Genomic DNA, 12,017 nt, shown 5'->3' with positions numbered 1-12,017 from the left:
CGGCGTCGTCCGGGCCCTTTGTGCTGCTTACCAGGCCAGGGTCTGGGCCCGGCGCCTGATTTCCGTCTTGCGGCCTTCCCGCAATGCATCAATCGGCCGGCCGCGGAGCGACTCGTCGGGGGTAAACAGCCAGACGATGAGATCCTCGTCGGAATAGCCGGCGTCCGCCAGGACCACAATGGTCCCTTTGAGGCTGTCGACAACCTGGCCGTCCAGGATAAACGCGGCCGGAACTGAACGTATCCGGCGCTCCCCGACCCGCAGGGCCGCCAAAGCGCGTTCATCAATAAGGCCATGGACTCTCGTAATCGAAACGTCCAACAACTGCGCGACATCCGGCAGGGGCAGCCACTCGCCCACAAGGCTTTCTACGTTACTCACGGTTCAAGGTTGCCACGGCCGGAGCCCTGCCGCCTAGTCGGGATTGGCCGCCACTGCCGCGAATCACGCGACACTCCATAAAACTCTTTATTCTGCGTGGGGCGGAATTCTTGTGCTAGGCGAACTTTCGTGAGAGATTCACATAGATCACATTTGAAACATCAATAACTTAAGTAACACTAGTATCAATAGTCACATCGCATCTCCCGCCCCCGGCAGTTGAAGAAGAGGATTCTTTCCATGACGACGTCCCGCTCGCCAAAGCAGCCCTCCAGGCAGAGCCTGCCCATGATTGCTGTCACCACAGCAGCGCTTCCTGCGGTTGTCCTGTCGTCGTTGGCCCTCGCCCAGCCTGCTGCCGCAGAGGCCCCTGCCCGTGCTATCCCGGCAACCCTTGCCGCCGCGATGAAGGCCCAGGCAGCCGAACCTAAGGCTGCCCTGATCCCGGCGGCCTCGGTTTCCACGACTATTCCGGCTGCCTTCCAGCCCATGCAGCCGGCGGCTCCCGCGGAATACACCATTGCCCGGGGCGACACCATCAGCGGAATCGCCGGCAAATTCGGGCTGGACACGTACGAGGTCCTTAAGCTCAACAACCTCCAGCCGAACACAATCATCTACCCCGGCCAGAAGATCAAGCTGTCTGGCACGGGTTCCGCCCCCGCCCCGGCTCCTGCGGCCCCTGCCGCGGCCGCTCCGGCCAATGCCGGAGGCAGCTACACCGTAAAGTCCGGCGATACGCTCGGCGCCATCGCGGCCCGGCACAAGGTCAGCCTGTCGGACGTTTTCAGCTGGAACGGCCTGAACATGCGCTCCATCATCTACCCCGGCCAGAAGATCAAAGTCGGCGCAGGTGCTCCCGCAGCCCCGGCTGCACCGGCTTCGGCCGTGCAGCCTACTTCCGCTCCCGCAGCGCCCGCTCCCGCTCCTGCTGCGCCGGCTCCCGCACCAGCTCCTGCTGCGCCCGCTCCCGGCAGTTCATACACGATCAAGGCCGGGGACACCCTGTCAGCGATCGCCTCCCGGCACGGCGTCAAGCTCTCGGACATTCTCGCGGCGAACCAGCTGAGCATGACCACTGTCATCTACCCCGGCAACAAGCTGGTCATTCCCGGCGCCTCCCTTCAACCCGCTTCCTCCACCCCGGCGGCACCCGCCGCCCCGCTGGTGCCGAGCTCCTTCCTGGGTTTCACCTACCCCGCTGCCGTTGTGAGCTCTGCCAATGAGAACAAGGCCTTGCTGAACGCCTCTCCCGTACCGTCCCGGGCCGAGATGCGCGCAATTGTGGCCGACACAGCACGCCAGATGGGAGTGGACCCCACCCTGGCCCTCGCCTTCGCGCACCAGGAGTCCGGCTTTAACCAGCGTGCGGTGTCACCTGCCAACGCGATCGGCACCATGCAGGTCATCCCGTCCTCCGGGCAGTGGGCCTCAGACCTCGTAGGGCGGAAGCTGAACCTGCTGGACCCCTACGACAACGCGACGGCCGGCGTGGCGATCATCAAGCGGCTTATCGCCACCAGCAAGGACCTCGACACAGCAATTGCGGGGTACTACCAGGGCCAGTACTCTGTCAGCAAATACGGCATGTACGACGACACCAAAGCCTACGTAGCTGCCATCAAGGCGCACCAGAAGAACTTCGGCTAAAGAGCCACCGCGCCATGGTTCCCCGGGCTTGCTGAAGCCGGCCCAACGGGGTAACGATAAGGGTCCGGACCGCACGTCGGTTCGGACCCTTTTCCATGCGGGATTAGGATCGTAGGGTGCAGGAACAAGTGTCAGACCGTCTCGTTGGAACGCTGGTGGACAACCGCTACGCCGTCCGCTCCAAACTCGCGCGCGGCGGCATGTCCACCGTATATCTGGCAACGGACCTTCGGCTGGAACGCGATGTTGCCCTGAAGGTCCTTCATCCCCACCTCGCCACCGACGAGACGTTTCTGGACCGGCTGGGCCGCGAGGCGAAAGCCGCAGCGAAGCTGTCCCACGCCCATGTGGTGGGAGTCCTGGACCAGGGTAACGACGGCCAGACGGCTTATCTGGTCATGGAACACATCAAGGGTCACACCCTCCGGGACGTCATCAGATCCAAAGGTGCGCTGCCTCCCCGCCTGGCCCTTGCCCTGATTGATCCGGTAGTGCAGGGACTCGGCGCGGCCCATGCCGCGGGGCTGATCCACCGGGATGTGAAACCGGAGAACGTCCTGATCGCGGACGACGGCCGGATCAAGATCGGCGACTTTGGACTGGCCCGGGCAGTAACGACGTCAACGAGTACCGGGACGCTGATCGGTACGGTGGGTTATCTCTCCCCCGAGCTTGTGCTGGGAAAGCAGGCTGACACCCGGAGTGATATCTATTCGGTGGGCATCATGCTCTATGAGATGCTGACCGGCCAGCAGCCGTACGACGGCGAGGTCCCCATCCAGGTTGCGTACAAGCACGTGAATGAAACGGTCGGTCCGCCGTCGGCCTTAGTGCCTGGCCTCGCCGCCGAGGTGGATGAACTCGTCCAGTGGTGCACCGCAAACGATCCCGAGAACCGCCCGGTGGACGGCAACGCCCTGCTGCAGGAACTCCGCCACATCCGGACCAACCTCACGGATGCCGAACTGGACCTCAGGCCGCCTGCCGCGACCCAAGAAGGCCAGCAGAACCAGACCGAGATCATCGCCCGCACCAACAACCCCACCGCCGTGATGTCGTCCTTCTCCCGGCCGCAGCCACAGCACCCACCGCACGCTCCGCATGCCCTGTATCCGCCCGACGCCGACTACCGGCCAGGCGAACAGTTCCGGCCGGAAGCGCACTACAGGCCAGATGCTCAAGACGCCGTCCCGGCAGCGATCCCCCTCAGCAAACGCGCCCGCCGCAAGCTCGACAGGGAGGACGAGAAGGCAAGGTCCAGGGCTGCGGCGACCCCGGTCCGGAGTCTGCGGGAGGGGAACCCGCGGCGCCGCGGCGCCCTCTGGGTGGTGGTCCTGGTCATCATCGCGTTGCTTGCCACAGGAGCCGGCTGGTTCTTCGGCATGGGCCCCGGGTCGCCGGGCACCATTCCGGCGGTCGCCAACAAGTCAGTGGCCCAGGCCCAGCAACTGCTGAGCGAGGCGGGGTTCCAGTCGCGTACCAACGATGTCTTTGACGACGACGTTCCGTCCGGCCTCGTTGTGGGCTCCGACCCGACTGCCGGCACAGAGACCAGGAAGTTCCAGCTCGTGTCCCTGTTTGTTTCCAAGGGGCCGCAACTGTTCGAACTCCCGAAACTGACCGGCGGAACACTTGACGATGCGAAAAATGCACTGAACCAGGCCGAAATGGCGCTAGGCACAGTTAGTGAAAAATTTGATGACGCCGTTGCCGCCGGCGTTGTGTTGGCCCAGGATCCCGCCGCAGGAACCCCAGCGCGCCATGGCACTCCGGTAGCCCTGTCCGTCTCCAAGGGTCCGCAGCCGATCCCCGTTCCGTCAGTCGTCGGGCTGGAGGAGGACGCCGCCGTCGAAACCATCGAGTCGGCCGGGCTCAAGGCCGATGTCGCGAAGGACAAAGTCAACGACAGGCACGTGCCCAAGGGGTCGGTTGCCGCGCAGTCGCCTGCGACCGGCACCCTGACCAAGGGCGGCACGGTGACGCTGACCATTTCAGACGGACCCAAGCTCGTTGAAGTCCCCAGTTTCATCGGGAAACAAGCCAAGGAAGCCGAAGACGCGCTGCGTGCGCTGGGCTTCGAGGTACGGGTGAACAATATCCTCGGCGGCTTCTTCGGCACGGTACGGGATCAGGACCCGGTGAAGAAGAGGGTGCCTGAAGGCTCCGTAGTTACCCTGACAGTGGTGTAGCCGGCGGACTGCCGGCCACACCACCGCGGAAGTCCGACTCCGCGTCGAGCGGTCAGTGCTTGGCCAGTGCTCCGGCCACCAGGAACGCCATTTCCAGGGACTGCATGTGGTTCAGGCGCGGATCGCAGACCGACTCGTACTTGTCGAGGAACGCTTCCTGGTCCACCGGATCGGCACCGCCCAGGCATTCGGCGACGTCGTCGCCGGTCATCTCCACGTGGAGGCCACCGGGAACCGTGCCCAAAGCATGGTGGACTTCGAAGAACCCGCGTACTTCGTCAATGACGTCGTCGAAGTTCCGGGTCTTGTAGCCGTTGGGCGAGGTGACGGTGTTGCCGTGCATCGGATCGGTGACCCAGAGAACCTTGGCGCCGGAGGCGGTCACCTTCTCCACAATGGCGGGAAGCTTCTCGCGGATATTGCCCGCGCCCATACGCGTGATGAACGTCAGCCTGCCCGGCTCCCGCTCGGGGTCCAGCTTGTCGATGAGGCGGAGGGCGTCGTCGCCGGTTGTCGACGGGCCCAGCTTCACGCCAATGGGGTTCCGGACGCGTGAGAGGAAGTCAACGTGCGCGTGGTCAAGCTCGCGCGTACGCTCCCCGATCCACAGGAAATGCGCCGACGTGTCATACGGGAAACCGGTCCGCGAATCAATGCGGGTCAGTGCGCGCTCGTAGTCCAGCAGCAGGGCCTCGTGGCTGGCGAAGAATTCCACCCGCTTGAGTGCTTCGAAATCAGCCCCGCAGGACGCCATGAACTTGATGGCGCGGTCGATGTCACGGGCCAGGGATTCGTAACGGGCGTGCGCCGGGTTCTCGGTGAAACCCTTGTTCCACTGGTGCACGGAGCGCAGGTCCGCGAAGCCGCCCTGCGTGAAGGCCCTGATGAGGTTCAGGGTGGAGGCGGACGTGTGGTAGGCCTTGAGCATCCGGGCGGCGTCATGGCCACGGGACTCGGGGGTGAACTCGTAGCCGTTGACGATGTCGCCGCGGTACGCCGGGAGGGTCACGCCGTCGCGGGTCTCGTCGTTGGAAGAGCGGGGCTTGGCGAACTGGCCGGCCATCCGGCCCATCTTGATGACTGGCATCGCTGCGCCATAGGTGAGCACCACTGCCATCTGGAGGATGGTCTTGACCCGGGCGCTGATTTTATCCGCTGTTGCCGCTTCAAAGGTCTCAGCACAGTCGCCACCTTGCAGCAGGAAGGCTTTGCCCTCCGCCGCAGCCGCCAGCCGTTCCCGGAGAACGTCCACTTCGCCGGCGAAAACCAGCGGCGGGAGCACGGAAAGCTCCCCGACAGACGCGTCGAAAACGTCCTTGTCCTGCCAGCTGGGCTGCTGGGAAACGGGAAGGTCACGCCAATCATCGAGGCCAGGATAATTGGCTGCTCCGCTCTGGGCGGTGCTGGACAGCGAAAAGGCAGGTTTTGCAGATAGCTCAGTCACTATCTAAGACTAATGTGCGCGACTGGCTTCAGGACACCTGACCGTCACGCGTACAGAGAGCGGCGTCACAGTCAGCCTGCCGGGTCCTTACCCTCGGCATCAGTGCCCTCAGCCCCGCCGTCAGGATCGGCGCGTTTCGCGGTGGCGTCCCCAGCCTCGGTGGCTGCTGCGCCCGTAAGGCGGAGCTTCACCACGGCAGCGTACTCGTCCACGTACTCCTGGCCGGAGAGCCGCATCAGCTCGAACATGATTTCGTCGGTGACCTTGCGCTGGACCAGCCGGTCCTCCGCCTGGTCTGCGTACTGGCTGAAATCCAACGGCGCACCGAAAATCATGCCGATGCGCCGGATGTTCGGCATCCGCTTGCCGATGGGCTGAACCTTGTCCGTGCCAATCATGGCCACGGGAATTACGGGCACACCAGCCTGCAGGGCCAGCCTGGCGACGCCCACTTTGCCCCGGTAGAGGCGAGCGTCGGGGCTGCGGGTCCCTTCAGGGTAGATCCCCAGCAGTCCCCCGCTTGTCAGGACATCCATGCCGGCGTTGAGCGAAACAGCCGATGCCGCGCCCCCGGACCTGTCCATGGGCAGCTGGTTGGTGAGCCTGAAGAACATGGCCGTCAGCCTTCCTTTGATGCCGGTGCCGGTGAAGTACTCGGACTTGGCCAGGAAAACAACCGGCCTGCGGACCATCAGGGGCATAAAGATGGAGTCGGAGAAAGACAGGTGGTTTGAGGCGATAATTGCCGCGCCCTGCGCCGGAACATTGTCCAGGCCCTTGACCCAGGGGCGGAAAAGAACCCGCAGCACCGGCCCCAGGAAGATCCTCTTCATGACCCAATAGAACACGTGACGAACCTCTCCGGAAGCCGGCCGGCCGGCCCTTCGTCGGGCCGGGCGGGCACTCCAGTGCAACCCTACTCTAGTGAGATTTGTCGAGAACAATGACACGATGGTGTTATGACAGAAAGCAGCATCGCGCCCCGGCCTGCCGCTTTCAGCTACCCCGGCCACGGACCCAATGCCACTACCGGGATTGCCATCTGCCATGGCTTTACCGGCAGCCCGCTCAGCGTCCTGCCCTGGGCAGAGAACCTCGCCGCCCAAGGATTCGCCGTGTCGGTGCCGCTCCTGCCCGGCCATGGTACGGATTGGCGGCAGCTCGCCCGCTCGAACTGGCGTGACTGGTACGGGACTTTCGAATCGGCGTACCTGCAGCTGAGCGCTCAGACAGAGCAGTGTTTTGTGGCCGGCCTCTCGATGGGCGGCGCCATTGCGCTGCTGACTGCCGCCAGGCATCCCGTGGCTGGCGTCTCTTTGGTGAATCCCGGCCTCAGCTTCTACGACCGCCGCGTGCGGGTCATCGGAGTTCTCAAGTACTTCCAGCGCACCACACTGCCCATTCAGGAGGAACAGCCGACGGCGGACGTCACCAATGACGGCGACTACTCACGGACTCCGTTGGCAGCCGTGCACGAGCTCAAGAAGCTTTTCGGCACAGCCACCCGCGGGCTGCACCAGGTCACCGCCCCGGTGCAGGTATTCAAGTCCCAGTCGGACGTCGTGGTGCCGGCCACCTCACTACTGATGTTGCGGCAGCGTTTGGGCCCACGGCTGGTGGAGGTAGTGGACCTGCACAACAGCGGTCACGTGGCCACCCTGGATGTTGATGCGCCCGAGATTTTTGCCCGTTCCAGCGCCTTCTTCCTTGCCCATGCACCCAGCACTGCACCGTCAGCCCGAACCGCGGCCACACCTCACACCACCTCGGAGACTACATGACCGGCGTACCGGACCACAGCCCTTTCAGCAGCACCTTCAACGGCGAAGGAGCCCGGATCGGGGTGGTCCTCTCACACGGATTCACGGGCAGTCCGCACGGGCTGCGCGCGTGGGCCCAGTCGCTTGCCGACGCCGGCTTCGCGGTACGCATGCCGCTGCTGCCCGGGCACGGCAGCCGTTGGCAGGACCTTGCCCGCACGCGCTGGCCGCAATGGCACGACGCCCTGGACGACGCCTACCTGGAGCTGGACTCCCACTGCGACCACGTCTTCGTCGCCGGGCTGAGCATGGGCGGTACCCTGGCCCTGAGAATTGCCGCCACCCGGCCCGTGGCGGGGGTGATCGTGGTGAACCCCGGACTGGTGATTGATGATCCACGCGCTCCACTGGCGGGCATCCTGAAACTGGTCCTGAAGAGCACCCCGGCCATTGCCAACGACATCCTCAAGCCCGGGATGGACGAGGGCGCCTACCCGCGAACGCCCGTAGCCGCGGCCCACGAGCTGAACAAGATGTTCAAGGACACCATCCGGCTGCTCCCCCGCATCACCGCACCCGTACGGGTCTTCCGGTCCACCGTGGACCACGTTGTCTCTGACACGAGTGTGGCAGCCCTGCGCCGCGGCCTGACCAACGCTCCACTGACACTGACCACTCTGGAGAACAGCTACCACGTGGCAACACTGGATAACGACGCCGAGGACATCTTCCAGGGCTCCGCCGACTTCATCCGCGCGGTGGTTGCCGGCACGGCAGCAGCCCAGGTCCAGGAGGGCACTGCCCATGAATAGGCCCGACTCCGGATCGCCGGACCAGAGCGCAAACCAGGACGATGCTGTGTGGCTGGACCTGGTGGCCCGGCTCGAAGAGAAACCTGCCAACCCTACCGGCACAGCGGACGCCTCCCCGGGCCCTGACGCCACGGGCATTGTCCCTGAAACTCCTGGTCCGGCTGGCCCGGAGGCCGTGGCCGGGTCCGGCAGGTCCGCGACATTCCGCGACTTTGATCCGCTGGGTCTGGCCGGAACAGCCCCCACCGAACTGTCCGCAGCCGAACGGCAGGCGGCGACGCCGGGCGCCGGTGACGGCGGGCAGGTCGAGGCCGGCGAGCGGACCGGCGGTGACAGCCAGGGCGGCCCTGCCGCCTTCGGCCCGCGTGACTACGCTGCGGAGGACGACGCCGGGGACTTCGTTCCCGAAGAACCGCCAAGCCTTGCAGGCACGGATCCCCTGACCATGCTTGCCTGGCTCGGCGCAATTGGTGCGCCCATCGCCTTGCTCCTGGCCGTGATGTTCTGGCGGTCAGCGCCGCTGCTGGCGATCGTGGGCATGGTGGCAGTGTTCATCCTTGCCGTGGTTTACCTGATCATGAAGCTGCCCCAGGAAAAGGACGAGAACGACGACGGCGCCCGCGTCTAAGGTGCGTCCCTCACCGCATGCGGCTACTGACGCGGGACAGATCGGCCGCCCCGATGAGCCCCGCGTTTGGTCCGAGCGCTGCCAGCGCGATGCCGGCTGCCGGACGGAAGCCACGGCCCGTTAGGTTCCGGGCGAACGCCTTGCGCGCGGGCTCCACCAGCAGGTCCCCTGCCGAGCAGAGTCCCCCGCCGATCACAAACAGTCCCGGATCCAATGCTGCCGCCAGGTTCGCCAATCCCAGGCCCAGCCACTCGCCCACTTCATCCAGGAGTTCGCGGCAGGCCGCGTCACCGGCGAGTGCCAGATCAGTGACAATGGCCCCGGTGATCTGCTCGGCGTCACCGCCGACGGTGGCCAGCAGTTCCTGGGCAACCGGCGAATTGGCCCGCGCCAGAATCCTCGCTTCCCGGCCGAGGGCGTTGCCCGAGGCGTACTGCTCCCAGCAGCCCCGGTTACCGCACTCGCAACGCTGCCCGCCGGGCATGATGATCTGGTGGCCGAATTCGCCGGCTACACCAAACCGGCCGCGCTCCACCCGCCCGTCCATCACCATGGCACCGCCGATGCCGGTACCGAGGGTGATGCATACCAGCCGGTCCTCGCCCTGCCCTGCACCAAAGCGCCATTCCGCCCAGGCCGCGGCGTCGGCGTCGTTCGTCAGCAGCACAGGCCGGCGCAGCAGGCGCTGCAGGTTTGCGCGCAACGGCTCGTTGCGCCAGGCGAGGTGCGGACTGAAAAGCACGGTTCCGCCGTCCAGATCCATCCAGCCGGCCGCACCGATGCCTACTGACCAGACCCTGTGGCCGGCACCGAGTTCGTCCACGAGCTCTACGATGACCTGCTCTACCGCACGCGGGTCGCTGCCGGGTGTGGACCGCCGGGCCTCGCTCAGGATCCTTCCGTCGGCGTCCACCACGCCGGCGGCGACTTTGGTGCCGCCGATATCGATGCCGATTGCCAGCCCCTTGCGCCCGAGCCGCAGGTGCTCGCGGAACGATTCCACCTGCCGCGGCCGGGCCCTCAATGCCAGCGGCCGCCGCCGCCAGGGAGCCGGACGTCGGGGCGGGGCGGCTGGCTCGCCGGGGGGCGTTTCGTACATAGTGCTTCATTCTAGGGCGCGCCGGGCGGGCAGCGCCGGAGGCCGGGCCCATGGCCCCCTCACTCCTCTTTGACTCATATGTTACTGGCCAGTAGGTTTGTTTCTGCACGGCCAAGTTACAGGGCGTATTAGTCTTTAGGCATACCCTGTGCGGGTCTATGGATATCAAAGGAGCTATAGTGCGCGAATTCAGTGTTCCGCCCCTGGTTGTTGTCCCACCGGAAAGCAACATCACCGATCTCTTGCTTCGGCAGGCAGCCAAGCCCAGCAACCCGGCGCTCTTCTCGCGGCTGGACTCCGCAGGCGCCTGGCGGGACGTCACCGCCACAGACTTCCTGGCAGACGTCTCAGCCCTTGCGAAGGGCCTGATGGCCAGCGGCGTGGGAGCCGGCGACCGGGTGGGCATCATGTCCCGGACACGCTACGAATGGGCCCTCATCGACTTCGCCATCTGGTTCGCCGGCGGCGTCTCAGTGCCCATCTACGAGACCTCATCGCCGTCGCAGGTTGCCTGGAACCTCGGTGACTCCGGTGCAGTGGCCGCCTTCGGCGAGGCCGCCCACCACGAGGACATCATCAGGCAGGCTGCCACCTCGGAAGGCCTCACCGCCCTCCAGCACGTCTGGCAGCTCGAAGGCGGCGGACTGGACGCCGTCCGTGAGGCCGGCCGGGACGTCAGCGACGCCGACCTTGAGGCCCGCCGCTCATCGGCGCGGCTCAGTGACGTTGCCACCCTGATCTACACCTCCGGCACCACCGGCCGGCCCAAGGGCTGCGAGCTGACCCACGGCAACTTCGTTGAGCTGTCCGACAACGCCCTGGCACTGCTTGGCGACGTGGTCAACGAACAGGCAAAAACCATCATGTTCCTGCCTTTGGCGCACGTCTTTGCCCGGTTCATTTCGGTGCTGGCTGTGGCCGCCGGGGCCACCGTGGCACACACCCCCGACATCAAGAACCTGCTGGCTGACCTGCAGAGCTATCAGCCCACGTTCATCCTGGCCGTGCCGCGCGTCTTCGAAAAGGTGTACAACTCGGCCCTGACAAAGGCAGAGGACGGCGGCAAGGGTGCCATCTTCCACAAGGCCACGGAGACCGCCATCGCGTTCTCCAAAGCCCGCCAGGCCGGGCACGTTGGCCTGGGGCTGAAACTCAAGCACACAGTGTTCGACAAACTCGTTTACGGCAAGCTGCGCGCTGCGATGGGCGGGAACGTGGCCCATGCTGTGTCCGGCGGCGGTCCGCTCGGCGAACGGCTGGGCCACTTCTTCCAGGGCATCGGCCTGCAGATCCTTGAAGGGTATGGCCTGACCGAGACCACCGCCCCGATTTCCGTCAACACGCCGGCCCTGATCAAGATCGGTTCCGTGGGGAAGCCCCTGCCGGGCAACTCCGTCAGGATCGCCGAAGACGGCGAGATCCTGGCCAAGGGCGTCTGTGTGATGCGCGGCTACTACAAGCGCGATGACCTGATGGCGGATACGTTTGCCGATGACTGGTTCCGCACCGGCGACATCGGACGGCTCGACGAGAGCGGCTTCCTGTGGATCACCGGCCGCAAGAAGGAAATCATTGTCACGGCCGGCGGTAAGAACGTGGTTCCGGCCCTGCTGGAGGACCAGATCCGGGCGGATGCTCTGGTCTCCCAGGTCCTGGTGGTGGGAGACAACCGGCCGTTCATCGGCGCCCTGGTGACCCTGGACCAGGAGGCCCTGCCGGGCTGGCTCCAGCGGCACGGACTGCCGGCCACCACCACGCTCGACGAAGCGGTCGAGAACCCGGTGGTCAAGGCAGCCGTGCAGGACCTGATCACGCATGCCAACGCCTCGGTGTCGCAGGCGGAAGCCATCAAGTCATTCCGGATCGTCGCTTCGGACTTCACGGAAGCTTCCGGCCACCTGACGCCGTCCATGAAGGTGAAGCGGGCCCAGGTGATGAAGGACTTCGAGACAGTCATCGAGGAAATGTACGGCGCGCCGCGCGGCTAGCGGATATCCGTCCCAAGCAAACAACAACGCGGGGTCACTTCCCGCCCCTCCGATGCACTCGGATGG

10 protein-coding genes are annotated in these 12,017 nt (G+C 65.3%); 6 read left to right on the top strand and 4 right to left on the bottom strand.

The features are described 5' to 3' along the window. Nucleotides 1–27 precede the first annotated feature (27 nt). Complete coding sequence (locus tag ACX80X_RS05320; RefSeq protein WP_058929391.1) at nucleotides 28–381, bottom strand: Rv2175c family DNA-binding protein; 354 nt, start codon at nucleotides 379–381, stop codon at nucleotides 28–30. Between the two features lie 240 nt (nucleotides 382–621). On the opposite strand from ACX80X_RS05320, the gene ACX80X_RS05315 reads away from it, so the two are divergent. Further along, entirely contained in the window at nucleotides 622–2,031 is a 1,410-nt protein-coding gene (locus tag ACX80X_RS05315; protein WP_252600728.1) for a lytic transglycosylase domain-containing protein, read from the top strand. 116 nt (nucleotides 2,032–2,147) lie between these two features. Beyond that, entirely contained in the window at nucleotides 2,148–4,220 is a 2,073-nt protein-coding gene (gene pknB / locus ACX80X_RS05310; protein WP_252609126.1) for a Stk1 family PASTA domain-containing Ser/Thr kinase, read from the top strand. A gap of 52 nt (nucleotides 4,221–4,272) precedes the next feature. Here the strand turns inward: pknB and ACX80X_RS05305 are convergent, their stop codons facing one another. Beyond that, on the bottom strand, nucleotides 4,273–5,664 hold the full coding sequence (locus ACX80X_RS05305) for a class II 3-deoxy-7-phosphoheptulonate synthase (RefSeq protein ID WP_181037301.1): 1,392 nt from the start codon (nucleotides 5,662–5,664) through the stop codon (nucleotides 4,273–4,275). A 71-nt stretch (nucleotides 5,665–5,735) separates the two neighbouring features. After that, nucleotides 5,736–6,512 (bottom strand): lysophospholipid acyltransferase family protein, encoded by a 777-nt coding sequence (locus tag ACX80X_RS05300; protein WP_459309890.1) that lies wholly within the window; start codon nucleotides 6,510–6,512, stop codon nucleotides 5,736–5,738. Between the two features lie 111 nt (nucleotides 6,513–6,623). Here ACX80X_RS05300 and ACX80X_RS05295 point away from each other — a divergent pair, with 111 nt between their 5' ends. The 3 genes from ACX80X_RS05295 to ACX80X_RS05285 are packed head-to-tail and all read left to right on the top strand — an operon-like array spanning nucleotide 6,624 to nucleotide 8,864. Next, nucleotides 6,624–7,445: an alpha/beta hydrolase gene (locus ACX80X_RS05295; protein WP_459309889.1), complete on the top strand. Its 822-nt coding sequence runs from the start codon at nucleotides 6,624–6,626 to the stop codon at nucleotides 7,443–7,445. Beyond that, entirely contained in the window at nucleotides 7,442–8,236 is a 795-nt protein-coding gene (locus ACX80X_RS05290) for an alpha/beta hydrolase (RefSeq protein ID WP_252600724.1), read from the top strand. Before ACX80X_RS05295 ends, ACX80X_RS05290 begins: the two co-directional genes overlap by 4 nt. Further along, nucleotides 8,229–8,864 (top strand): hypothetical protein, encoded by a 636-nt coding sequence (locus ACX80X_RS05285; RefSeq protein ID WP_459309888.1) that lies wholly within the window; start codon nucleotides 8,229–8,231, stop codon nucleotides 8,862–8,864. Before ACX80X_RS05290 ends, ACX80X_RS05285 begins: the two co-directional genes overlap by 8 nt. Nucleotides 8,865–8,874: 10 nt before the next feature. Here ACX80X_RS05285 and ACX80X_RS05280 read toward each other — a convergent pair whose 3' ends face one another. After that, the gene (locus ACX80X_RS05280; RefSeq protein WP_252600722.1) at nucleotides 8,875–9,963 is read right to left on the bottom strand and encodes an ROK family glucokinase; all 1,089 of its coding nucleotides are present in this window, start codon (nucleotides 9,961–9,963) and stop codon (nucleotides 8,875–8,877) included. A 179-nt stretch (nucleotides 9,964–10,142) separates the two neighbouring features. Here ACX80X_RS05280 and ACX80X_RS05275 point away from each other — a divergent pair, with 179 nt between their 5' ends. Beyond that, entirely contained in the window at nucleotides 10,143–11,951 is a 1,809-nt protein-coding gene (locus tag ACX80X_RS05275) for an AMP-dependent synthetase/ligase (RefSeq protein WP_252600721.1), read from the top strand. Nucleotides 11,952–12,017: the final 66 nt, after the last annotated feature.

The sequence above is a fragment of the Pseudarthrobacter sp. MDT3-1 genome (assembly GCF_054510755.1).
The sequence above is the reverse complement of the archived record's forward strand: the minus strand, read 5'-3'. Positions and strand labels throughout refer to the sequence as shown.